21 protein-coding genes are annotated in these 23,503 nt (G+C 74.9%); 15 read left to right on the forward strand and 6 right to left on the reverse strand.

All coding sequences use genetic code 11. The features are described from left to right. Positions 1-256 precede the first annotated feature (256 nt). The 6 genes from ACIQBJ_RS14495 to infA all read left to right on the forward strand — a co-directional run bounded on the left by ACIQBJ_RS14495 (position 257) and on the right by infA (position 4,936). A complete protein-coding gene (locus ACIQBJ_RS14495; RefSeq protein ID WP_400708720.1) occupies positions 257-928 on the forward strand; it encodes a hypothetical protein in 672 nt (223 codons plus the stop codon). 68 nt (positions 929-996) lie between these two features. Next, complete coding sequence (locus ACIQBJ_RS14500) at positions 997-2,157, forward strand: hypothetical protein (RefSeq protein WP_400708722.1); 1,161 nt, start codon at positions 997-999, stop codon at positions 2,155-2,157. Between the two features lie 154 nt (positions 2,158-2,311). Next, complete coding sequence (locus ACIQBJ_RS14505; protein WP_400708724.1) at positions 2,312-3,100, forward strand: SMI1/KNR4 family protein; 789 nt, start codon at positions 2,312-2,314, stop codon at positions 3,098-3,100. A 32-nt stretch (positions 3,101-3,132) separates the two neighbouring features. Beyond that, positions 3,133-3,321 carry a hypothetical protein gene (locus ACIQBJ_RS14510; protein ID WP_400708726.1) on the forward strand — a complete coding sequence of 63 codons (189 nt, stop codon included), beginning with the start codon at positions 3,133-3,135 and terminating at the stop codon, positions 3,319-3,321. Positions 3,322-3,843: 522 nt separating this feature from the next. Beyond that, positions 3,844-4,602 carry a GNAT family N-acetyltransferase gene (locus ACIQBJ_RS14515; protein ID WP_400708728.1) on the forward strand — a complete coding sequence of 253 codons (759 nt, stop codon included), beginning with the start codon at positions 3,844-3,846 and terminating at the stop codon, positions 4,600-4,602. Positions 4,603-4,711: 109 nt separating this feature from the next. Beyond that, entirely contained in the window at positions 4,712-4,936 is a 225-nt protein-coding gene (gene infA / locus ACIQBJ_RS14520) for a translation initiation factor IF-1 (RefSeq protein WP_400708730.1), read from the forward strand. 31 nt (positions 4,937-4,967) lie between these two features. On the opposite strand, the gene ACIQBJ_RS14525 is transcribed toward infA, so the two are convergent. Continuing rightward, the gene (locus tag ACIQBJ_RS14525) at positions 4,968-5,729 is read right to left on the reverse strand and encodes an HAD family hydrolase (protein ID WP_400708732.1); all 762 of its coding nucleotides are present in this window, start codon (positions 5,727-5,729) and stop codon (positions 4,968-4,970) included. A gap of 117 nt (positions 5,730-5,846) precedes the next feature. On the opposite strand from ACIQBJ_RS14525, the gene ACIQBJ_RS14530 reads away from it, so the two are divergent. Continuing rightward, positions 5,847-7,022, forward strand: coding sequence for an 8-amino-7-oxononanoate synthase (locus ACIQBJ_RS14530; RefSeq protein ID WP_400708734.1), 1,176 nt, complete (start codon positions 5,847-5,849; stop codon positions 7,020-7,022). Positions 7,023-7,072: 50 nt separating this feature from the next. Here ACIQBJ_RS14530 and ACIQBJ_RS14535 read toward each other — a convergent pair whose 3' ends face one another. Both ACIQBJ_RS14535 and ACIQBJ_RS14540 read right to left on the reverse strand, forming a co-directional pair. Next, a complete protein-coding gene (locus ACIQBJ_RS14535; RefSeq protein ID WP_400708736.1) occupies positions 7,073-8,590 on the reverse strand; it encodes an alkaline phosphatase family protein in 1,518 nt (505 codons plus the stop codon). Between the two features lie 247 nt (positions 8,591-8,837). Further along, positions 8,838-9,581: an SAM-dependent methyltransferase gene (locus tag ACIQBJ_RS14540; protein WP_400709761.1), complete on the reverse strand. Its 744-nt coding sequence runs from the start codon at positions 9,579-9,581 to the stop codon at positions 8,838-8,840. Positions 9,582-9,988: 407 nt separating this feature from the next. Here ACIQBJ_RS14540 and ACIQBJ_RS14545 point away from each other — a divergent pair, with 407 nt between their 5' ends. The 4 genes from ACIQBJ_RS14545 (at position 9,989) to ACIQBJ_RS14560 (ending at position 15,107) form a co-directional block, all read left to right on the forward strand. Then, positions 9,989-10,549, forward strand: a complete 561-nt coding sequence (locus tag ACIQBJ_RS14545; protein ID WP_400708738.1) for a sigma factor-like helix-turn-helix DNA-binding protein — start codon at positions 9,989-9,991, stop codon at positions 10,547-10,549. Positions 10,550-10,694: 145 nt separating this feature from the next. After that, the gene (locus ACIQBJ_RS14550; protein WP_400708740.1) at positions 10,695-11,327 is read left to right on the forward strand and encodes a hypothetical protein; all 633 of its coding nucleotides are present in this window, start codon (positions 10,695-10,697) and stop codon (positions 11,325-11,327) included. A 73-nt stretch (positions 11,328-11,400) separates the two neighbouring features. Continuing rightward, positions 11,401-12,168, forward strand: a complete 768-nt coding sequence (locus ACIQBJ_RS14555) for a GntR family transcriptional regulator (protein WP_400708742.1) — start codon at positions 11,401-11,403, stop codon at positions 12,166-12,168. Between the two features lie 266 nt (positions 12,169-12,434). Beyond that, a complete protein-coding gene (locus ACIQBJ_RS14560) occupies positions 12,435-15,107 on the forward strand; it encodes a glycoside hydrolase family 9 protein (RefSeq protein ID WP_400708744.1) in 2,673 nt (890 codons plus the stop codon). A gap of 65 nt (positions 15,108-15,172) precedes the next feature. Here ACIQBJ_RS14560 and ACIQBJ_RS14565 read toward each other — a convergent pair whose 3' ends face one another. Together ACIQBJ_RS14565 and ACIQBJ_RS14570 are read right to left on the reverse strand one after the other, a co-directional pair. Then, the gene (locus tag ACIQBJ_RS14565) at positions 15,173-16,471 is read right to left on the reverse strand and encodes an MFS transporter (protein ID WP_400708746.1); all 1,299 of its coding nucleotides are present in this window, start codon (positions 16,469-16,471) and stop codon (positions 15,173-15,175) included. After that, a complete protein-coding gene (locus ACIQBJ_RS14570; RefSeq protein WP_400708748.1) occupies positions 16,468-17,064 on the reverse strand; it encodes an ArsR/SmtB family transcription factor in 597 nt (198 codons plus the stop codon). The genes ACIQBJ_RS14565 and ACIQBJ_RS14570 overlap by 4 nt, the downstream gene beginning before the upstream one ends. Before the next feature lie 106 nt (positions 17,065-17,170). Here ACIQBJ_RS14570 and ACIQBJ_RS14575 point away from each other — a divergent pair, with 106 nt between their 5' ends. From ACIQBJ_RS14575 to ACIQBJ_RS14590, 4 genes are all read left to right on the forward strand, one after another. Then, the gene (locus tag ACIQBJ_RS14575) at positions 17,171-17,827 is read left to right on the forward strand and encodes a hypothetical protein (RefSeq protein ID WP_400708750.1); all 657 of its coding nucleotides are present in this window, start codon (positions 17,171-17,173) and stop codon (positions 17,825-17,827) included. A 202-nt stretch (positions 17,828-18,029) separates the two neighbouring features. Further along, positions 18,030-19,448 (forward strand): sulfatase, encoded by a 1,419-nt coding sequence (locus ACIQBJ_RS14580; protein WP_400708752.1) that lies wholly within the window; start codon positions 18,030-18,032, stop codon positions 19,446-19,448. A gap of 332 nt (positions 19,449-19,780) precedes the next feature. Then, positions 19,781-20,590 carry a formylglycine-generating enzyme family protein gene (locus ACIQBJ_RS14585; RefSeq protein WP_400708754.1) on the forward strand — a complete coding sequence of 270 codons (810 nt, stop codon included), beginning with the start codon at positions 19,781-19,783 and terminating at the stop codon, positions 20,588-20,590. Positions 20,591-20,854: 264 nt separating this feature from the next. Beyond that, positions 20,855-22,576: a TlrC/CarA/OleB/SrmB family ABC-F type ribosomal protection protein gene (locus tag ACIQBJ_RS14590; RefSeq protein ID WP_400708756.1), complete on the forward strand. Its 1,722-nt coding sequence runs from the start codon at positions 20,855-20,857 to the stop codon at positions 22,574-22,576. 7 nt (positions 22,577-22,583) lie between these two features. Here ACIQBJ_RS14590 and ACIQBJ_RS14595 read toward each other — a convergent pair whose 3' ends face one another. Next, a complete protein-coding gene (locus ACIQBJ_RS14595; RefSeq protein WP_400708758.1) occupies positions 22,584-23,453 on the reverse strand; it encodes a hypothetical protein in 870 nt (289 codons plus the stop codon). Positions 23,454-23,503 lie beyond the last annotated feature (50 nt).

Raw genomic sequence — 23,503 nt, forward strand, 5'->3', positions numbered from 1 at the left:
CAGCGGCGCGGCCGGGTTGGTCTGGACCTTTTTCAAGACGTGAAGTTAGGGCTGCGGACGCGACCACGTCAACCCCCGTGCGTACAGGAGTCGAAGGTCGTGGGCGAGCCGTCGCCCGTCGCCGCCCGGCCGGACGCGCGCTGTCCGTCCACGCCGCGGCCGCCCACGGGCAGGGCGGGGCGGGGGAGCGGCGGGGGAGCGGCGCGGCAAGGGTGCCGCCCGTCCGGGGCTCGGGACCGCTTGCTTCAATGGGCCGGTGAACGTCCTGTCGCTGATCGCCCGCCTGCCCGCCGTCCCCGTCCTGCGCGACCGCTCGCGCGCCCTGGCGGTGCTCGACGCCGTCCTCAGCCCCGAGTGGGAGTGGCGGTACTTCTCCTACGACGCGCACTGGGCCTCCGGCCAGGAGATGGCCTCGATGCGCAACGGCTCCGGCGACGAGTACTCCCTCGTCCTCACCCCGGACGGCGTCTTCGCCCGCGGCTTCGACCACGAGTCGCCGATGAGCCCCTACCGGACCGCCCCCCTGGCCCCCTGGCCCGGCCTGCTCGACACCGTCCCCGCCGTCTTCCGCCCCCAGGTCGAGGAACCCGCGTTCTGCGACGACGGCGTGCTGCGGGCCACGGTCTGCTTCTGGCGCGAGACCCACGACACCGCCTGGCGCACCGGCGACCTCGCCCCGCTGCCGCCCGGCCAGGTCGACGACGGCAGCGCGGGATGGCTGTTCGACGTCCTGGCGGCCGGAACCCCCGAGGCGTACCAGGAGTTCGCCGAGGACTACTACGAGACCACCGTCGACCTCGACGCCGTCCGCCACGTCTTCGCGCTGCGCCCGCTCACCGAAGCCGTGGTCACCGCCCTCAACCCCGAACAGTCCCTCGCCGGCCTCGCCGCCGACCTCGCGGAAACCGGCTACCCGACCACAACCTGACGTCCCGTCAGCTCGCCGTCGGCGGTGCTGGATAGGGTGCCGGAAAACCGAGACCGGGAGAGAACCAGATGGCCTTCGCCGACCACATCGCCGCTCCGGAGACCGACGTCTGGACGGACTGGCTCACCCACGCGGACGCCCTCACCGCGGCCGGCGACCCCCGCGGCCGGGCGATCCGCCTGGAACACCTGCGGGAGACCGGCGACGGGGACGCGGCGCAGGCCGCCGCCGCGTACACCCGGGTCGAACGCGCCTTCGGGCTCGACGCGCTCCGCGCCGACGGCTCCTGGCAGTTCGCCTGGTCCCGGGGACGGATCGACACCGCCGTGTTCCGCCTCGACCCCGGCAGCACCGCGCGCCGCCGCACCCTGGTCGAGCACCTGCCGCTGTCCGCACCCCTCGACCCGGCCGACCCCGAGCAGTGGGAGGCCGCCCTGGTCGACGCCTTCCTCGCCCACCCCGCCACCCGCCTGCTGCGCCGCCTCGAACTGCACCTCACCGACCACCACCACTCCGCCGCCCGGGCCGCCGCCGTCCTCGCCGCCCACCCCCGGCCCCGGCTCGACACCCTCTACTTCGGCCACGACTTCACGCTCCTGTTCGCCCCGCACACCACCTCCGCGGGCAACCGGATCTCCCCCGAGGAGCACCTGCACGACCCCGTCGTCCCCGCGGACCACGGCAAGGCCCTCTGGCAGGCGCTGCCGGCCCTGCGCTCCCTGGAGCTGGAAGGCGCTTTCCTCTTCGACCACCTCGCCCACGACACCCTCGCCGAACTCCGCACCCGGGGCGCGGTCTTCTCCGACGGCTCGCTCTTCGACCTCACCACCCCCGCCCTCACCGCACTGGAGGTGGAGATCGGCCCCGACGTCCACGGCACCGTCGGCTCCAACCTCCAACTCGAGGACCTCGACCCCGCCCGCTTCCCCCGCCTGCGCAGCCTCGACCTCGGCGCGGCCGAGTTCGACCCCGAGGAGACCGGCGACTTCCTCCTCCTCGCCGACCACCCGCTGCTCCCGCAACTCACCCACCTCGCTCTCCGCGAACTGGTCGTCGAGGAGCACCACGCCGAGGACCGCACCCCCCTCGAACTCCTCACCGACCTCGCCCCCCGCTTCACCCACCTCGACCTCCGCATCGAGGCCGACATCGAGATCGAGAACGCCACCGCCACCGACCTCGCCCCGCCCCTCACCACCCTCGGCCTCACCGACACCGCCCCGCAATGACCCGGCCCGCGGCCGGGGACGTCTGCGACGTCGGGGACTTCCGCGTACGGCGAAGTGGCGATCGGAGGGCTTCTCGCGAGCCGTCGCCCCGAGCTCGCTCCTCGACGCCGGCCCGCGAACACGTGGTGTCCGCGCTCCGCCGTAGGGTGCGGCCATGACTGGCACCTTCGACATTCACGCCCGGCTGTCCGAGGCACTGCACGACCGTGCCGAAGCCTGGCGGTTCGTTGCCGACTTCGCGGCCCACTGGCGGCAGCCGCTCCAGCCGGGCGACGGTTGGAGCGCTGCCGAGGTGGAGGCGGCGGAGCGGCGTCTCGGCCTGGTGCTGCCGACGGCGCTCCGTGAGGCCCACCTGCTTCTCGGGCACCGGACGGACCTCACCAGCAATCACGACAGGCTGCTCGGGCCCGACGAGTTGGCGGTGGTCGACGGCGCGCTCGTGTACCGGGTCGAGAACCAGGGTGCCGCCTCGTGGGGCGTCCTCCTGGAAGACCTGGACCGCGACGATCCCGGCACGGTGATGCGCGCGGATCTCGCCGACAAGACGCAGGAACGCTGGGAGCCCTGGGAGTCGAGCCTGACGGTCGCCTGCGTCGAGATGGTCATGTCCGAGGTGGTCCTGTTCCCCGACGGGTTCACCGACTTCCTCGAGGTGGACGGGGAGGAGGTTGCGCCGGGGGAGTTCCTGCAGGAGCTTCCGCGGGTGGGTCGCGGGATGCGGTGGTTCGCGGGTGAGGACGTCCTGCTCCGCGAGTTCGACGGCTTCTGCCTGAACGTCCGGGCCCGAACGGAGGAGGCCCTCGACCGGATGCGGGAGGTCGTTCCGGGGGACTGGTCGGAGGGCCGAGCAGGCGACTTCCCGCCCCGTGGCCGCCGACGGTCGGCGTTCGAGGTCCGCCGTAGCCTGCTGCCGGGGAGCGGACGAGGGAGGGGAAGCGGGTGACGGGCGTGAGCCCTGCAGTCAGCGGAGGCCCTGTGAGTAGGCGTCGCTACGTGGCCAGGGGCGTGCCCGGCGGGTACCGCGTCTGGGACAACCGAGGACGCCGGTGGTGGGGCGACCTGTACGAGCTCTGCCCCGACGACCTCACCGCCGAACTGAACGACGGCGCCGACCCGGCGAGGCTCACCGCCCTCCTCAAGCGATACAGGACCCGGAAGCGGTAGGGCTGACGTCCTGACAGGAGGAGAAGGGGGTGCGGACGGTCCCCCGGTCGAGGAACGCGGTGGACGCCCGACGGGCGTCGGCTTCGCCCGCGCCCGAAGCCGCGGTCGCGGTGAGCGGTTGCACGGGCAGCGCCGCGGGGTACTCCGGCGGCCCGCCCCCGGGGGCCGTGACGGTGGTGGCCGGGGCCACGTACGTCAGGGGCTCCCGCTCAAGATCCCCGTTCCGACTCCTCGGAGCATGCCGCAGCCCCGGCGCGGTGCACGGCCCTCGTGATCATGCCGGTACCGAACCCGAACGGTCCTGCCGCAGACGGCCCGGACGGTCGGGCGCGATAAATGGGTTGGACGGGGGGCCCGGGCTTGCTAACGTACGGATCACCGTGACAGGACGCGAGGAGGTGTGACCCATGAGAGCTGGATCGAGGTGGGTGCTCCGCCTTTCCCGCACGGTGATCGACTGACCTCAGGTGTCGTCGGGAGCGCCCGCTGTACGCACGCAGGCACTCCTGAAAGGCGAAAGCCATGGACATTGAGATGATCATCGAACGGGTCGACGAGACCCAGTGGCAGGCCCTGGCGGGTGGGGCGGTCGTCGGCAGCGGCGATGTCTCGACCCGTCCCGACGGCCGGCGCTTCGTCAGTATCGACGTCTGGGACGACGCGGCCTTCGCGCTGCTCGCCGAGGCGATGGTCGCGGCGCTGCCCGCGCCGCTGCACACCCTGGTCGGCGGTGAGGACGCCGAGCTGACGGCCCGTTGGGAGCGGGCCGGGTTCGTGCCCGAGCGCCGGGAGTGGGAATACTCGCTCGGCACCGGGGCGTTCGGAGGAGCGGCGGAGGCGGCGCGGGGCGTGACGGTCCTGCCCGCCGGGACGGCCGACGAGGCGCGGCTGCGGGAGCTGGACGGGGCGGTCCGGGGCGAGGTCGAGGCGGAGCGGGGCTGGCACACGATGCCCGCCGAGCTGCGGTGCGGCCCGCCCGGGGACACCCTGGTCGATCCCTCGCTGTACGCTGTCGCAGTCCGTGACGGCGAGTACGCCGGCCTGGTCCGGGTGGTCCGCGGCCGCGGCCCCGCCCGGATCGGACTGCTCGCCGTCCGCGCCGAGCACCGCGGCCGTGGTGTGGGCGCGGCCCTGCTCGGGCACGCTCTGAGTGAGCTGGACGGCGCGGGGGTCTCCCGGGCCTGGGCCGAGGTCGACCAGTCCAACAGTGCCGCCACCGCCCTGTTCGAGCGCTTCGGCGCCGAGCGGGCGGGCCACACCCTGCAGCTGGTGCGCCGCTGACCACCGTGCGGCGCCGCCGGGCGCGTCCGCGGCACTCCGTGCCACGATTCGAGCAACACCCCGAGCAGTGACCCAGAGCAGTAACCCCCTCTCACAGAAGCGAGAAGTCTTGCCACGAGTTTCGAAGGGCCTGGAGATCGAGGGCACCGTCCTCGAGTGCCTGCGCAACGCCACCTTCAAGGTGGAGCTCCAGAACGGGCACCACGTGCTCGCCCACATCAGCGGGAAGATCCGGAAGAACTACATCAAGATCCTCCCGTTCGACCGCGTCCTGGTCGAACTGAGCCCCTACGACCTGACCAGGGGACGGATCATGTACCGCTACCGCACCTGATCCCCGGTCAGGTGCGTCCGGCTCGCCGCCCTCACCCCCGCCCGGGGGTGAGGGCGGCGAGCCGCGCCGGCAGGTCGTGCACGGAGTCGATCCGGTGCTCGGCCGGCACGTCCGCGGCCCCGGCCGGGTCGATCAGCAGGGCGTGCAGGCCCGCCGCGCGCGGGCCGTGGTAGTCGGGGGCGGCCGAGTCGCCGACGAACCAGGCGTCCGCGGGAGAGACGCCCAAACGGTCCAGGGCCGCCCGGTAGATCGAGGGGTGCGGCTTGCGGTACCCGGTGTCGACCGAGAGCACCACGGCGTCGAACAACTCGGCCACCCCCATCGAGGCGAGCAGGTCGGGCACCATCGTCGGGCTGTGCGTGTTCGACACCACCGCCAGCCGGCACCGCCCGGACAGCTCCCGCAGCAGCTCCGCCACCCCGTCGAACGGCCGGATCGCGGTGCCCCACTCGGCCAGGTACGCCGCCACGAAGGCGTCCACCCGAGGGTCCGCGCGCAGGTCCGTGCCAGCAGGGCCGGTAGGGCCGGTGGCGTCGCCCGGCAGGGTCTCGGCCAGGAACGCCGCCGCCAGCTCGTGCATCGAGAACTCCCGCTCGTCCGCCGCGCTCTCCCGGTCGAAGCGCGCCGAGACCGCCGACCAGGCGTCCAGGAAGGCCGGGTAGTCGAGCGTGCCGCCGAAGCCGCGCAGCAGCGCGTGCGAGCGGGAGTAGCCCTGCTCGGTGCGGCTCGGCGAGTAGTCGACCAGCGTGCCGAAGAAGTCGAACAGCAGGTGGGAGGGGAGGCGGAGGTCCATCCCGGCATCCTGCCGCCCGGGCCCGCCGCCCGCCCGGCGTTCCCGCCGAGTGTGCGACACGGCACATCGGGGCGGAGTGCGTTGCTCCGGGCCGCCCCGGATGACAGAGTGCCGGACATGGGAGAAGCGCAGGTCAGCACGGGGGAACGGGCCGCAGGGCCGGAGACGGTGTTCGACTGGCTGGACGCGGCGGCCGCCGACCGCGACGCCGCCGGACTGACCAGGCGGCTGCACAGCCGCCCCGCCGAGGACCCGGTGCTCGACCTGGCCTCCAACGACTACCTCGGCCTGACCCGCCACCCGGCCGTCACCGCGGCCGCCGCCGAGGCCGCCCGGCGCTGGGGCGGCGGCGCCACCGGCTCCCGGCTGGTCACCGGCACCACCGAGGCGCACACCGAACTGGAGCGCGAACTCGCCGAGTTCTGCGGCTACGAGTCCGCCCTGGTGTTCTCCTCCGGCTACGCCGCCAACCTGGCCGTGCTCACCGCGCTGGCCGGACCCGACACCCTGATCGTCTCCGACGCGCACAACCACGCCTCGCTGATCGACGGCTGCCGCCTCGCCCGGGGCCGGGTCGCCCGCGCCGCGCACGCCGACCCGGAATCCGTCCGCGCCCACCTCGCCGCCCGCGCCGAACCGCGTGCCCTGGTGGTCACCGACTCGGTCTTCTCGGTCGACGGCAACGCCGCCCCGCTCGCCGAACAGCACGCCGCCGCGCGCGGGTTCGGGGCCGCCCTGGTGATCGACGACGCGCACGGCCTGGGCGTGCTCGGCCCCGGCGGCGCGGGCGCGGGCGCCGCCTTCGGCCTCGCCGGACAGCCCGACGTGGTCGCCACCGCGACGCTCTCCAAGTCGCTCGGCTCGCAGGGCGGCGTCGTCCTCGGCCCCGAACGGGTGACCCGCCACCTGGTCTCCGCCGCCCGCACCTTCATCTTCGACACCGGCCTCAACCCGGCCGCCGTCGGCGCCGCCCTCGGCGCGCTGCGCCTGCTGCGGGCCGAACCCGGCCGGGCCGCCGACGCCGTCCGGGTCACCCGCGAACTCGCCGGACGCCTGGCCGAGTCCGGCCTGGACGCCTCCGCCCCCGACGGCGCGGTGGTGTCCGTCCGCGCCGACGACCCGGAGCACGCGGTGCGCTGGGCCGCCGCCTGCCGGGCCGAGGGCCTGGCGGTCGGCTGCTTCCGGCCGCCGTCCGTCCCCGACGGCGTCCCGCGCCTGCGGCTGACCGCCCGGGCCGACCTGACGGACGAGCAGATCGCCTTCGCCGTCGGGGTGGTGCTCAAGACCCGCTGAGACCCGCCGCGCCGGGGCCCGCCGGAACCAGCGGGCCCCGGCCGGGCGGGTCAGCCCACGACGACCTGGTCGACCGTCCAGAACGCCGAGTTGGTGCCGGTGTAGCGGAACTGGAAGCGGGCCGTCGAGGCGCCCGCCGGGACGGCCACGTCGAGGTGCTCGACGGTGTTCAGGTCGGCCCGGTAGGACTTCACCAGCTGGGCGGTGCCGCCGTCGAAGGACACGTACACGTCGCCGGTCTGCGGGCCGTCGATCTTGTAGTCGGTGGCGAAGGACAGCGTGGCGTGCGTCCGGCCCGCCACCGGGTAGGCCGGGCTGACCAGGGTGGAGTCGAACTGCCCGGCGCCGTGCGTCTTGTCGTCCCACTCGTCGGAGTCGGCGACCGCGAAGACGTTGCGGGCCCGGACGTTGGTCTCCCGGCTCTGGCCGAGCTGCGCGGCCGTCCAGAACTCGTCGGTGGCGAACGCCCAGCCGCGCCACTCGGTGACGCCGCCGGACGGCATCCGCGAGTTGTCGATCGACCAGCCGGCCGGCGGGGTGTGGGTGAAGCCCTTGACCGTCGAGCCGATGCCGGTCTCGTCGACCCGGGTCTGCAGGCTCGGGCGCAGCGCGTCGAACTCGTCCGGCACGATCTCGTCGGCGGGCTTGCCGTCCAGGCCCCAGGCCGGGTCGATCGGCGCGCCCTCGTGCTTGAGCACGGTCGGCGCGATGTCCACCGGCTTGACGTCGTAGCGGCGCGAACCGGCCGGGTAGCCCTGGCCGTTGAGGACCATCCAGGTCTGCCGCTCGTTGGCGGAGTTGCCGCCGTGGCCGCCCGCGTCGGTGTGGCCGTGGTCGGTGGTGACCACGATCAGCCAGTCCTCGGCGGCGTACGTGGGGCGGGACCTGAGCCCGGCCAGCACCTGCCCGAGCAGGCCGTCCACGGTGTGGATCGCGGCCAGGTACTGGCTGGACGCGCCGCCGTAGCTGTGTCCGGCCTCGTCCACCTCGTCGAAGTGCAGGAACGTCGCGTCCGGGTTGCCGTGCGCCAGGTAGTCGGCGGCGTCGGAGGCGGTCTTGGCGTCGTTCTCGCTCTCGGCGATCCGCAGGTCGGCCCGGCCGTTGAAGACGTTCGCGGTGATCGGGTTCCAGGAGCCGATCACCAGCGTCGAGTTCGACGGGTCGGCGTTCTCCAGCCGGCTGGCGTAGTCCGGGTACAGGTCGAAGCGCGCGCCGGTGAAGTTGTTGTCCAGCACCTTGTGCTTGTCCGGCCACACGCCGGTGGCGATGGTCGACCAGCCCGGCCCGGAGAGCGTCGGCGCCAGCGGGTTGGCGTACAGGTTGGAGGTCGAGGTGGTCCCGGACGCCATCAGCGCCTTCAGGTTCGGCGCGTCGGCCGCGGCGATCTTGTCGTAGCGGGTGCCGTCGATGCCGATCACCAGCGTCTTGGCCTGCTTGGTGCCGTTCGGCAGGCCGTTGTACGAGGCGGTCGCCGCGACGGCGGACGAGCCGCCCAGCGGCAGCAGGGCGGCCGCGACGACCGCGGCGGCGGACAGCGAAAGGGCCATGGTGGAACGGGAGTTGCGCACGGGGGGCTCCCAACGGAAAGCGGACGGTGCGGTCGCACCGGCACACCGAGGATGGGGCGGCCGGGCGAGCGCGAACCCGCTCCGAATCCACGCTTGTATGAACAAGCGCCGAAATTCAGTCCATACCGGTTACCTTTTCGTGATGCTTCGTCAGCGACCGGATGCGACGGGGGTGCGCCCGGATGCGACGGGGCGCGGCCTCCCGGTCGACCGGCGGCCGGGAGGCCGGGAGGGGCGGGGGAGCGCGTCAGGGGCGGACGGCGACGGCGCCGTAGCAGGAGGCCCCGGCGTCGGTGATGTGCTCGGTGCCGTCGTCGGGGGAGGGGTTCCAGCGGGGGGTGGCCACGATGCCGGGGGCGAGCATGTCCCAGCCGGCGAAGAAGCGGCCGAACTCCTCGCTGGTGCAGGCCGCGACGGGGGTGCCGGCGGCGGTGTAGACCTGGATCAGCCGGGCGGTCTCGTCGGGCGCGAAGTCCGGCGTCAGGTGGCTCATCACCAGGGCCGAGCCGCTGGGCAGCCGGGCCTTGAGGCCCTCGGTGATCCGGTGGGCCTCGTCCGGCACGAAGTGCAGCAGGGCGTTCATGCTGAGCGCGATCGGCCGGTCGAAGTCGAGGGTCCGGGCGGCGGCCTCCAGCAGGGCTTCGGGCTCGCGCACGTCGGCCTGGACGTAGGCGGTGACACCCTGTTCGGTGCCGCGCAGCAGGGACTGGGCGTGCAGCAGCACGATCGGGTCGTTGTCGGCGTAGACCACCGCGGCGTCCGGGGCGATCCGCTGGGCGACCTCGTGCAGGTTCGGGGAGGTCGGGATGCCGGTGCCGATGTCGAGGAACTGGCGGATGCCCGCCTCGGCCAGCCGCCGGGTGGTGCGGCGCATGAAGGCGCGGTTGGCGCGGGCGGCGGAGCGCGCGTACGGGAAGACGGCCAGGGCGCGGCCGGCGGCCTCCCGGTCGGCCGGGAAGTTGGTGGTGCCGCCCAGGTAGAAGTCGTACATGCGGGCGGAGTGCGCCAGGTGGATGTCGAGGTTGACCTCGACCCCGTCGACCCCGTCGACCCCGTCCGTCCGGTCGGTCCGGTCCCTCCGGTCCGTCCCGTGGACTCCGTCGGTCTGCGCCTGTGCGTCTGCCATGGGTTCCCCCTGATCGTCTGTCACTGCGCCCCCACTATGCCCACACCCACGAACGGGCAATCAAGGGGGCGGGGAGGGCCGGGCCCGGGCCGAGGGAGCAGCTGGATGGGCATATTTTCCGATTGAGTGACTTGCGTCCGATCCTGAAACCTCTTGTGCCGGATTACCATCTCGACCCTTCATGCGCCTTAATGTTCTTACCAGGGAAGCGAGTTCCCGCGGCGGCACGGTACGGCCGTCGCTCCGGGGCGACCGGTGAGGGGTTGGGGTGCGTGAACGAGAGTGACTGGGCGGTGGGGGACCGGAGCCGCCTGACGTTCGACGCCTTCTGCGACACCCACCACCGGACGTGGTCCGGCTTCGCCGGCACCCGGCTGCCCGAGGGAGCCGCGCGCGAGGCGGTGGAGACCGCGAAGGACCGGGTGTGGCGGGAGTGGCAGCGCATCCTGCGCGAGCCGTACCCGGCGTTCCAGGCGTGGACGATCCTCAAGGAGGAGCTGGGCGCGGTCCTGCTGCGCCGGATGATGGACGGCGAGCCGTCGCCCGCCCCGGGGCCCGTCCCGCCCTGGGTCCGCTCGGTGCGGGCCGCCGCCGAGCGGGCGCGCGACCTGCCGGAGACCGGCGCCGGTCACGAGCGGCTGTACGCTGCCCTGTGCGGACTGTCCGAACGGCGCCACGACGTCGTCGTCCTGCGCTACCTGCTCGGTCTGACGGACGCTCAGATCGCCGACTGCCTGGCCACGACGGAGGCCAACGTGCGCTCCACCGCGGGCCAGGCCCTCGACCGGCTGGCCGGCGCCCTCGGCGGCCGCCCCCGCGAGTGGCACCGGTGAACGGCCGACGGCACCGGGCCGCCGGGGCGTGCGGCGCGGGCCGGGTGCACGGCGCGCGCGGGTCCGGCGGTACCGAGGAGCGGGCGGGTCGGGCAGGGCGGGCGGGACGGACGGGACGGACGGGACCGATGGGCGGGGAGCAGCGATGAGCGCCGGACGCGACAGCCTGCACCTGCCCGCCCGGGCGCCCCGGCCGCGCCCCGAGGACACCGGCGTGTGCTGGGAGCGGCTGCTGACCGCCCCGCGGCCCTTCCCCTCCGAACACCTGCAGGCCGCCCACGAACTCGACCTCGCGACCAGCCTGGTCCTGGCGATGCCGACCGCCGCCGCCTCGCTGGACCTCCTGGTCGACGACCGGCGCATCCACCCCGAGGGGGCGCTCGTCCTGGGCGCGCTGCTGTACGTCGCGCACCACCGCGACGGCGCCCAGTTCTGGTGGCAGTTCGCGGCCGGCGGCGGTTCCTACACCGCCGCGTCCTGCCTGAGCCTGCTGCACCGCAGCCTCGGCGAGTTCCTGGACGCCGAGGTCTGGCGCCGCCAGGCCGAGACCCTGGCCGTCGGCCCCCGCCCCCCGCAACGGGTGCTGGAGGCCCGGGCCACCCTGCTCCCGTCCGGGGTGCTCGCGGAACTCCTCGCCCTGTGCCACGAGGGCCTGGACGTGAAGCTCCCGCCCCGGCTGGCCGCCGTGGTCCACCGGCTCCCGGTCGACTGCGACGACCCCGAGTACGGCGAACTGCCGCAGGTGAGCAGCACCTTGGTCCGCGACCTGGCCGGGTGAACGCCGATCCGTCCGGGCGTCCGGGCGTCCGTCCGGCGGTCCGGGGCCGGTGCGGCGTCGGTAGGGTAGGGCGGTGAACCACGGCTCCCCGCACCGTCCTGTCGCCCCCGCCCGGTCCGGCGTGCCGGAGCACGGGCGGGTGCCCAAGTACTTCCTGGTGAAGGCCCGGGTGGAGGAGCTGCTCGGCGAACTGGGGCCCGGCGGGCGGCTGCCCACCGAGGCGGACCTGGCCGAGCGGTACGGGGTGGCCCGGGCCACCGTCCGGCAGGCGCTGCGGGACCTGCTGGTGGAGGGGCGGCTGCGGCGGCAGGGGCGCGGGACGGTGGTGGCGGGCGCGAAGATCGAGCAGCCGCTGTCGCTGGCCAGCTACACCGAGGGCGTCACCCGCCAGGGCCTGCGCCCGGGCCGCACCCTGATCGCCCTGGACCGGCTGCCCGCCGACCCCGCCACGGCCGAACGCCTCGCCGTCCGGCCGGGCGAACCGCTCTGGCACCTGGAGCGCGTCCTCCGCGCCGACGAGGAGCGCGTCGGCCTGGAGTCCACCTACCTCCCGGTGACCCGACTGCCCCACCTGGAACGGGACTTCGACCCGTCCGGCTCGCTCTACGCCCACCTGGCCGAGCACGGCGTCCACCTGGCCGGCGCGGAGGAACGCATCGAAACCGTCCTCGCCACCCCCCGCGAGGCCCTGCTGATCGGCACGCCGCCCGCCCTCCCGATGCTCCTCCTCCACCGCCGCAGCCGCGACACCGCCGGCCACCCCCTGGAACTCGTCCGCACCCTCTACCGCGGCGACCGCTTCAGCTTCACCCTCGCCCTCACCGCCCCGCCGGGGCCCTGACGCTCCGTCAACGCCTCCGCCGACGCTTGGTCCCGGCCGCCGCCCGGGAGTCGGCCGTCGTGCTGCGGGCGGGGGCGGAGCCGTTCGGGGATCGGTGGCGCGAGCGGCTCGCCGCCTGGGAGGTGGGGGCGGGGTGACGGTGGCGGCGGGACGGTGAACCCGGGGTGGCGAGTGTGCGTGGCCCCTTGACCGCCGGGTGGTGAGGTTCTAGCTTTCCTGCGATCAGTTAGGAAATGTTCCTAACTGTTGAACAGTTGGAGTCGCCGATGCCCACTGCCCGCAGCCGCGCCCGACGCCGCACCGCGCTCGGCGCGACCCTCGCTGCCACGCTCACCGCCGCGCCGCTCGCGTTCGTCAGTGCTCCCGCGCACGCCGCCACCACCGGCCTGGTCCGGGTCGACCAGGCCGGGTTCCTGCCGGGGGAGGCCAAGCTGGCGTACCTGATGACCAGCGCCAAGGTCACCTCGGCGGGCTTCAGCGTCGTCGACTCCAACGGCAGCACCGTGCAGACCGGCACCGTCGGTACCACCAGCCTCGGCTCGTGGAACACCGCCTACCCGGCCGTCTACCCGATCGCGCTCGGCGGCCTGACCGCGCCCGGCACCTACAAGGTGGTGGTCAACGGCGGTGTCAGCGCCACCTCGCCCAGTTTCAAGGTGGCCCAACCCGCGGGCCTCTACGGCAAGTTCGTCGCCGACGGGGTGAGCTTCTTCCAGACCCAGCGGGACGGCGCCGACACCGTCCCCGGCACGCTGAACCGCAAGCCCGCGCACCTCAACGACGCCAGTGCGAACGTCTACGCGGTGCCGTCCTTCAAGAGCGGCGGCTCGGACGAGATCACCAACAGCGACCTGTCGAAGATCGGCGGCCCGGTGAACGTGGCCGGCGGCTGGTCGGACGCCGGCGACTACCTCAAGTTCACCCACACCACCGCCTACGCGGACGCCGTCCTGCTGGCCTCGCAGCGCGCCCTCGGCCCGGCCGCGCCCGCCACCCTGGACGCCGAGGCGCACTTCGGCGCGGCCTGGCTGAACCGGATGTGGGACCAGAACACCAAGACGCTGTACCTGCAGGTCGGCATCGGCTCCGGCAACTCGGCCGGCACCTTCACCGGCGACCACGACCTGTGGCGGCTCCCGGAGAAGGACGACGGCGACACCTCGTCCAAGAACCGCTACGCGGCCGCGCACCGGCCGGTGTTCCGCGCCAACACCCCCGGCGGGCAGGTCAGTCCGAACCTGGCGGGCCGGGTCTCGGCCGCGTTCGCGCTGGCCGCCCAGGTCGACGCCGCGAGCAACCCGACCCAGGCGCAGGCCTACTACCGGGCCGCGACCTCGCTGTACGCGCTGGCGAACACCGCCAACCCGCCGAGCACCCTGACCACCGCGGTGCCCAACGACTACTACCCCGAGTCCACCTGGCGCGACGACATGGAGTTCGGCGCCGCCGAACTCGCCCTCGCCGCCCAGAAGCTGGGCGAGAACGCCACCCCGTACCTGACCGCCGCCGCGACCTGGGCCAAGGGCTACCTGGCCAACGACAAGGGCGACACCTTCAACCTGTACGACACCAGCGCGCTCGCCCACGCCGACCTGATCCGGGCCATCGCCGCGGCCGGCAACCCCGGCGGACTGGCCGTCAGCACCGCCGACCTGACCGCCGACCTCAAGCGGCAGACCAAGGTCGGCGCCGACCACGCCGCCGCCGACATGTTCCACGCGGGCGGCAACTACACCGACTTCGACGTCGACTCGCACAGCTTCGGCCTGCTCGCCACCGAGGCGCTCTACAAGCAGGCCAGCGGCGACACCACGTACGACGGCTACGCCACCCAGCAGCGCAACTGGCTGTTCGGCGCCAACCCGTGGGGCACCAGCTTCATGGTCGGCGAGGGCACCACCTTCCCGCACTGCATCCAGCACCAGGTCGCCAACATCAACGGCTCCACCGATGGCACCGGCGCGATCCCGCTCGGCGCGGTCGTCAACGGGCCGAACTCCTCCGGCATCTTCAGCGGCGGACTCGGCGGCTACGAGAGCGGCATGAAGAAGTGCCCGGCCGACGGCGCAGACCCGTTCAACGCCTTCACCGGCCACAGCAGCCGCTACGTGGACGACGTCCGGTCCTGGCAGACCTCCGAGCCCGCCATCGACATGACCGCCTCCGCGGTCATCGGCGCCGCGCTCCAGCAGGCCGTCAACAGCACCGGCACCGCGCCCGCCGACGACTTCGCGCTGAACGTCGGCCCCGCCGCCGGCTCCGCCGCCCCCGGCGGCAGCGCCACCGCGACCGTCACCACCAGCGTCGCCGCCGGCACCGCCCAGCCCGTCGCGCTCACCGCGAGCGGCGCCCCGGCGGGCGTCACCGTCTCCCTCGCCCCGGCCACCGTCACCGCGGGCGGCACCGCCGCCCTGACCGCCGCCGTCGCGGCCGGCACCGCGCCCGGCAGCTACCCGGTCACCGTCACCGGCACCTCCGGCGGCACCGCCCACAGCACCACGTACACCCTGACCGTCACCGGCACCGCCCCCGCCGACGGCGCCTACGAGGCGGAGGCCCCCGGCAACACCCGCACCGGCCGGGCTGCGCCCGTGGCCTGCCCCGACTGCTCCGGCGGCACCCGGATCGGCTACCTCGGCACCGTCAGCGCGGGCACCGGCAGCCTCACCTTCCAGGGCGTCACCGTCGCCACCGCCGGGACGTACCAGGTCCGGATCACCTACACCAACGGCTCCGCCGGAGCCCGCTCCGCCCAACTGTCCGTCAACGGGGGCGCCGCGAAGACCGTGAGCTTCGCCCCGACCGGCGCCTTCACCACCCCCGGCACCGTCACCGTCGCCCTCACCCTCGCCGCGGGCGGCAACACCCTCGCGGTGGCCAACCCGTCCGGCGCCGCCCCCGACCTCGACCGCCTGGTCGTCCCCGGCACGCCCGGCTGACCCACCGCCGGCACCCGGCGCGCACCCGCTTCGGCGGCACCCGTGGGGGGTGCCGCCGAAGTGCGTCAGCGGGCCCCCGCCGACTCCGGCAGCGGCCCGGCCGGGACGTCCAGGTCCTCGACGGCGCGGACCCGGGGGATCGGCGAGGGCAGCAGCCACAGCACCGACAGGACGCCGCCCGCCGCCGCCGTCAGCAGCGCGGCGCGCAGCCCCAGTGTCGAACCGAGCAGGCCGCCGGCCAGCGCGCCGAGCGGGCGCACCCCGTAGTTGACGGTGGCGAACGCGCCCGAGACCCGGCTGCGCAGCGCGTCCGGGATCACCGCCGCCTGCAGCGAGTTCAGGTTCACGTCGAAGATCATCACGCCGAGGCCGGACAGGAACTCGGCCCCCGCCAGCACGCCCGCCCGGGCCCAGAGCGGGCCGTCCGCCAGCGTCAGCAGCGCCACCGGCGCGGGGAACAGCACCGCGCCCAGCACGACCGTCCGGCCCGCCCCGATCCGGCGCGACAGCGCCGGGGCGAGCAGCGCGCCCAGCAGCGCCCCGCTCGCGCCGACCCCGAGGGCCAGGCCGATGACGCCCGCCGACAGGCCCAGCTCCCGGCCGGCGAACAGCACGGTCAGGCCGTAGCCGAGGAAGGTGAAGAAGTTGACGGTCGTGCAGCAGCCCAGCGCCGCCCGCAGGTACGGGTGCCCGGTCACGAACCGCAGCCCGTGCCCGGCCCGGGCCGGCACCGAACGCCCGGTCGCGGGCCCGGTCGCGGGCTCCGGCTCCGGCTCGTGGACGTCGATCCGGCCGATCAGCAGCGCCGAACCGAGGAAGGACAGCGCGTCCACCAGCACCGCGCCCGGTGCCGTCAGCACCTGCACCAGCACGCCGCCGAGCGCCGGACCGGCCAGCTGCGCGGCCGAACGGGTCGTGCTCAGGCGGCTGTTGGCCTCCAGGTAGGAGGCGCGCGGCACCAGGTGGGCGAAGAACGGCGCGTACGCGTTGTTGAACAGCACGCCCGCCGCGCCCGTCACCAGCGCCACCGCGTACAGCTGGCCGAGCGTCACCGCGCCGCACAGCGCCGCCACCGGCAGCGAGGCCAGCGCCAGGGCGCGCACCACGTCGGCCAGCACCAGCAGCCGGCGCTTGCCGGGGCGGCCGTCCACCCAGGCCCCCAGCAGGACCGCCGGCAGGTTCGGCGCCCAGACCAGCGCCGTCAGCGCGGCCACCTGCGCGGCGGAGGCGTCCAGCGCCCCGACGGCGATCAGCGGCAGCGCCAACTCCGATATCCGGTCGCCGAACTGGGAGACCGACTGGCCCGCCCAGAACCGCCGGAACCGCCGATCGCTCCAGAGCGGGGGTGCGGCCGGGGCCGTCACGGGGTGCCGTCCCCGGCCTCGGCGGCCTCCGGCAGGGCGTAGCGCATCAGCCGCACCGTCCGGGCCCCGGCCGGCCAGTCGGCGCGCTCGCGGTGCACGTACGGGGCGAGCAGCTGCTCGACCGCCGCCTCCAGACCGGCCAGCTCCTCCGGCGAGAGCACCACCCGGGTGTTCGCCAGACCCGACAGCGTCCGCCACTCCAGCGGCAGTTCGGGCTCGACCTCGGCCATCCAGCGGGCCGGGAGGGCCGCCGAGCGCTGGAACATCAGCTGCGACAGCGCGGACGCCGCCTCCGCCGACCCCTCCTCCGCCCCGGCCGCGAACCGGAACCCCCGCCCGACCGCCTCCCACCGCCGCTTCCGCCGGTCCGGCCCCGGCTCGGCGTCCCGCACCAGCCCGAACTCCGCCAGATGCCGCAGATGCCAACTCGCCACCGTCGGCGTCGCCCCCACGTGCGGCGCCAACTCGCTCGCGGTGGCCGCCCCGTGCAGCCGCAACCGCTCCAGGATCGCCAACCGCACCGGATGGGCCAGGGCGCGCATCGCCCGCGGATCGGTGACCTCGACGTCACCCAGGGGATTCTCGGAACTCATACCTGAGAGAATCCTCTCACATATCCTGAGCGTCAACTCTCAGATTCCCCGGCGCGGCCCGAAACCCCGGTGCGCACCGGCGGGTCCGCCCCGTACGGTCGGTGCCGTGGACCCCGCCCCGCCCCGGCTCACCGACCGGGCCCGCTCCTTCGTCGCCGTGCACGGCGTCCGCCTGCCGCAGCCCCCGCCGGACCGGGCGTGGTGGCGCGAGCACGGCATCCCCGAGCCGGTCGTCGATCGGATGGCGGCCTATCAGCAGACCTGGGGCGGACTGGTACTGCCGCCCGCCAATGGCTACGAGGGCGGCCCGAAGCCGTTCTGCGCCGACGTCCCGGAGCAGGACGAGGAGGGCTGGTGGTTCTGCGCCGGGGACCAGCGGGCCTCCGTCCCGTTCGCCTTCTGGATCGGCCCGGACGACTCCTTCTGCCTGACCGGGGGCGCCCGCGCCACCCCGCTGTACGCGAGCGTCGAGGGGTGGGTGGAGTCGCTGGCGCTGGCCCACCACGCCACCCGGTGGGCCAGGCGCACCACGAAGCTGTCCGGCACCGAGGCGGACGCGCTCGACCTGGCCGGCTTCGAACCCGTCCCCGAGGTGCAGGGTCGGGCCGACACCTGGTGGCGCGGCCCGGACTCGCTGATCGAGGTCCACCGCGGCGAGTACGAGTGCTTCCGGCCACCCGGCGGGGGAAGACACGAGGGCGCCCGCACCGCGCTGGTGTACGAGGGCCTGGACCGCTGGGGGCTGGGTCTGCCACCCCGCTGAGCGGGGTCGGACGACGCGGGCGCGCAACATTGCAACAGGGCCGTGAAAAGCGTGCGTTGTCCGGGCGGAAGCGATTGCGGGGGGTTCCCGGGCGGTCGTAGGTTCGCCGGGCAGTGGGCAGGGCGCGCCCCGGTCGGTCGGGGGCGCTCGCCGGCTTCGTTCCGTTCGCACGCCCGTTCCGTCGAGAGAGGGTCTGCACGCCATGAGTCGGAATCCCGAACCGTCCCGCGAGGAGCCGAGGTTCGGCCGCCGCGGGTTCCTGGCCGGGGCGGCGTCCGTCGCCGCCGCGGCCGCCCTGCCGCTGGGGGCGGGCAGTGCCGCCGCCGCGCCCGCCGCCCGGCCGAACGTCCTGGTGGTCCTCACCGACGACCAGCCGAAGCAGACCGAGTGGGCCACGCCCCGGACGGTCGACTGGCTGGTCGGCCACGGGGTGCGCTTCACCTCCGGGCACGTCACCACGCCGCTGTGCGCGCCCTCCCGGTCCTCGATCTTCAGCGGCCAGTACGCGCACCACCACGGCGTCCGCGACAACGGCCACCCGTACAACCTCGACCAGCGGCACACCTTCCAGCGGCTGCTGCACCAGGCGGGCTACCGCACCGGCCTGTTCGGCAAGTACCTGAACGCCTGGCACCCCGCCGACAACCCGCCGCACTTCGACGAGTGGCTGCTCGCCGCGCCGGTGGTCTACAACGACGGCCAGTACAACGACAACGGCACCGTGCGGACCGTCCCCGGCTACTCCACGACGGTGATCCGCGACCGCGCCCTCGCCTTCCTCGACAAGGCCGCCACCGACCCGCGCCCCTGGTTCGCCTTCGTCGCCCCGAAGGCCTCGCACGAACCCAACACCCCCGAACCCCGGTACGCCGACACGCCCGTCCCCGCCTGGGACGGCCGCCCGTCCGTCGGCGAGGCCGACCGCGACGACAAGCCCGAGTGGATCAGGAACGCCACCGGCACCCTCGCCACCGGACGGCAGCTGAGGGAGCGCCAACTGCGCACCCTGCTCTCGGTGGACGACGCCGTGCAGGCCCTCCACGACCGGCTGGCCGCGCTCGGACAGTTGGACAACACCCTGGTGATCTACCTCGGCGACAACGGCTACACCTGGGCCGACCACGGCTGGTCGAAGAAGTCGGTGCCCTACCTGCCCTCCGTCGAGGTGCCGTTCTACCTGTCCTGGCCGGCCGGCGGCCTCGGCGCGGGCAGCCCCGCCGACCACCGGATCGTCGCCAACATCGACATCGCCCCGACCGTCCTGGAGGCCGCCGGGATCACCCCCGACTGGGCGCTCGACGGCCACTCGCTGCTCGGCACCCGCAGCCGCGACCACCTGCTGACCGAGTACTGGGAGCAGGGCGCGCACCAGGCCGGGCGGCCGCACACCTGGTCCTCGTACCTGTCGAAGACCGAGCAGTACACCGAGTACTACAAACTGCACACCGATGCGGACGGCCTGCCCGCCGGCACCGGCGAGGTCGCCTTCCGCGAGTACTACGACCTGGCCGCCGACCCGTACCAGCTGGTCAACCGCCTGTACGGGGCCACCCCCGCCCAGGAGCAGGCGCTCGGCGTCCCGGCCCTCGCGGCCACCCTCGCCGCCGACCGGACGACCTGACCGGCCGTCGGCCCCCGAACGCCGGCCGGTCGTCTCCCCGGCGACCGGCCGGCTCCCCTCCCGCCCCCGCGCCCGGCACCCCGCACCCCGCACCCCGCCACCCCGCACTCCGCCGGGAATCGAAACCGGAAAGAGGCCGACCGTGCTCTCCTGCTGCACCCCCGGGCACGAGCCCGCCGACCACCCGGTTCTTCCGCCGCTGCCGTTGCTGCCGCTGCTCCCGCCGTCCGTCGCCGGGCCCTCGCCCGCCGCCCGGCGGGCCGGCCGGGCCCTCGCCCGCCGCCCGGCGGGCCGGCCGGGGGCTGCTGGCGCTGCCCGGCGGGGCGTTCCTGATGGGCGGTCAGGACCCGGACGGGATACCGGGGGACGGCGAGGGGCCGGTCCGCGAGGTGCGGGTGGACGCGTTCGCGATCGCGGCGACCACCGTCAGCAACGCCGAGTTCGCCTCCTTCGCCCGGGAGACGGGGTACCGCACCGAGGCCGAGCGCTTCGGGTCGAGCTTCGTCTTCGAGGGCTTCCTCGCCGACCGGCTCCGCGCCCTCTCGCCGCCGGTCGCCGCCACCCCGTGGTGGCGCGCCGTCGAGGGCGCGAGCTGGCGCGCCCCGGAGGGCCCGGGCAGCGACTTCGCGGCCCGCCAGCAGCACCCCGTGGTGCACGTCTCCTGGCACGACGCCCTCGCGTACTGCGCCTGGTCCGGGACCAGGCTGCCCACCGAGGCCGAGTGGGAGTACGCGGCGCGCGGCGGCCGCGAGGGCACCCGCTACCCGTGGGGCGACGAACTCGCCCCCGGCGGGCGGGAAATGCTCAACATCTGGCAGGGCGAGTTCCCGGCCCGGAACACCGGCCGGCACCGCTCCACCGCCCCCGTGCGCGCCTACCGGCCCAACGGGTACGGCCTCCACAACGTGCTCGGCAACGTCTGGGAGTGGTGCGCCGACCGGTTCGCCGCCGACCACCACCGGCCCGCGACCCCCGCCACCCGCGACAACCCGACCGGCCCCGCCGAGGGCCCGAACCGGGTGATGCGCGGCGGCTCCCACCTCTGCCACGCCTCCTACTGCAACCGCTACCGGCTGGCCGCCCGCTCCTCCAACACCCCGGACAGCTCCAGCGGCAACATCGGCTTCCGGGTCGCCCGCTGAGCCCAGTGCCGCCGGGGGAGCGGGTGCCCGAATAATCGCTTGTGCCCGATCCGGGAGGCCGTCTACCGTTCTGCGCATGGGTTCTCTGTGACACTCCCCGCGCGGCCGCGTCGAGCAAGGCTCCGCCGCCGCGCGTTCCCGCCCGCGCCCTTCGCGTCTCCGGTACGGCCGGCCTCCCGGCTGCCGTGAGGACGCGGCGGCGTGCGCGGGCGTGTCCACCACCCACGCCCAGCGGCCGCCCCGGCCGGGAACAGGGGGTCGCGCATGCGCACCTCACCCCTCACGCTCCAGCACGTCACCCGCCGCTTCGGCGACCGCACCGTCCTCGACGACGTCTCCTTCGGCGTCCGGCCCGGCGAGCGGATCGGCATCATCGGCGACAACGGCGCGGGCAAGTCCACGCTGCTGCGGCTGATCGCCGGACTCGACGCGCCCGACGCGGGCGAGCTGACGGTCCACGCCCCCGGCGGCACCGGCCACCTCGCCCAGTCCTCCGACCTCCCGCCGGAGGCCACCGTGCAGGACGCGGTGGACGAGGCGATGGCCGAACTCCGCGCCCTGGAGCGCCGGATCCGCCGCGCCGAGACCGACCTCGCGGACCTCGCCGACCCGGAAGGCCCGGAAGGCCCCGGCGGTCCCGAAGGCCCCGACGGTCCCGACGGATCGCGGCAGGCCGCCGCGCTCGCCGAGTACGGCCGGCTGGTCGCCCGGTACGAGGCCCGCGCCGGGTACACCGCCGACAGCCGGGTGGAGGCGGCGCTGCACGGCCTCGGCCTGCCCGGCCTCGACCGCGCCCGCCGCCTCGGCACGCTCTCCGGCGGCGAGCGCGCCCGCCTCGCGCTGGCCGCCACCCTCGCCGCCCGCGCCGAACTGCTCCTGCTGGACGAGCCCACCAACGACCTCGACGACGGCGCCCTCGCCTGGCTGGAGGCCCACCTGCGCGCCCACCGCGGCACGGTCCTCGCCGTCACGCACGACCGGGTCTTCCTGGAGCGCGTCACCGACACCGTGCTGGAGGTCGCCGAGGGCCGGGTCCGGCGGCACGGGGACGGCTACGCGGGCCACCTCGCGGCCCGCGCCGCCGAGCGCCGCCGCCGGCTGCGCGAGTACGCCGAGTGGCGCGCCGAACTGACGCGCCACCAGGAACTCGCCGCCACCCACGTGACGCGGCTGGCCGCGATCCCGCGCAAGGCGCCGCTGGCCGTCTTCGGCCACGGCGGCTTCCGGGCCCGCGGCCGGGCGCACGGCGCCACCGTCCGCATCCGCAACGCCAAGGAAAGGGTCGCCCGCCTGACGGACCGTCCGGTCCTGCCCCCGCCCGAACCGCTGGTGTTCGCCGCCCGGATCGGCACCGCCGAACGCCCCGCCGCCGAGGGCCCGGCCGCCGGGGGGCCGCCGCCGCCCGCCGCCGAGCTCGACGGCGTCCTGGTCCCCGGCCGGCTCGCGCTGCCCGCGCTGCGGATCGGCCCCGCCGAACGCCTGCTGGTCACCGGGCCGAACGGGGCGGGCAAGACCACCCTGCTCCGGGTCCTGGCCGGCGAGCTGCGCCCCGCCGCGGGCACGGTCCGCACCCGGGGCCGGGTCGGCCACCTGCGCCAGCACGAGCCCCCGTGGCCCCCCGGCCTGACGGTCCTGCGGGCCTTCGCCCACGGCCGCCCGGGCGACCCCGCCGACCACCTCGACCGGCTGCTCTCGCTCGGCCTGTTCCACCGCGCCGACCTGGGCCGCCGGATCGGCGACCTCTCCTACGGCCAGCGCCGCCGGATCGAACTCGCCCGCCTGGTCGCCGAACCGGTCGACCTCCTGCTGCTCGACGAGCCCACCAACCACCTCGCCCCCGCCCTGGTCGAAGAACTGGAGTCCGCCCTGTCCGCCTACCCCGGCGCCGTCGCCCTCGTCACCCACGACCGCCGCCTGCGCGCCCGCTTCCCCGCCGACCAGCACCTCGCCCTCACCTCGCGGGAGGCCGCCACGAACGCCGGCTGACGCCGCCTCACCTCGCGGCCCGTGCCGCCCGCAGCTGTTCGACCAGGGCGCGGTGCTCCTCCCGGGCGGCCCGGCGCTCCGCGGCCTCGGTGCGGACGGCGGTCAGGGCCGTCGCCCCGGCGCCGAACGGGGCCGGGGCGCAGCGGGGGTCGGCGGCGGCGTGCCGTCGCCAGTCGTCCTGCCAGAACTCGACCGTCCAGCCCGGCCACGCCTCCGGGGCGCGGTAGGCCCCGGGGGAGAAGCAGAGCGTCCACCAGCCCAGGCGGCGGCGGGCCGGGTCGAGGTGGAGGCCGGAGTCGACGTGCAGGTGGCAGGCGTCGTGCCGGGGGGCGTCCGCCAGGCGGTCGAGCAGGGCCGCCCCCTCGTGGACGGGGTGGTCGAAGCCCCCGGCGGCGACGTGGCAGCCGCCGCCGGCGACGGTGACCAGGACGCCGCCCGGGTCGGGCCCCGCCAGGTCCTCGTCCCCGGGCGGCAGGAACGGTGGGGGGCAGGGCGTCGCGTCGGGGCAGCGGACGTACTCCTCGTCCAGGCCGAGGTACGCGCGCAGTTCGGCCGGGCCGTCGTACAGCGGGCGGACCTCCCAGCCCGGCCAGGCGGCCCGGATCAGGTCGAACGCGGCTGTGCGGTGGCGCAGTTCGCCGGTCGGGCCCTCCCACACGAAGAACAGCAGCACCTGCCGACCGAGGTCGACCAGCACCCCGCCCTGCGCCATCACCTCGTCCAGCCACCAGCCGTCCCGGTGCAGCCCGGGGAGCAGGTCGAGCAGCGCGGCCGGGCCGTCCAGCAGGTCGAGGTCGAGCCCGACCGCCCAGCCGCTCCGGTACAGCTCGTGCGCGCCGTCCGCGCGCACCACGACGACGTTGGCCCGGTCTCCCATCGCGCCAGGATGACGGGCCGCAACGCCCGTCGGCGACCGGTTTTCCCCCG

It is taken from the genome of Kitasatospora sp. NPDC088391, from assembly GCF_044753345.1.
Classification (GTDB): domain Bacteria; phylum Actinomycetota; class Actinomycetes; order Streptomycetales; family Streptomycetaceae; genus Kitasatospora.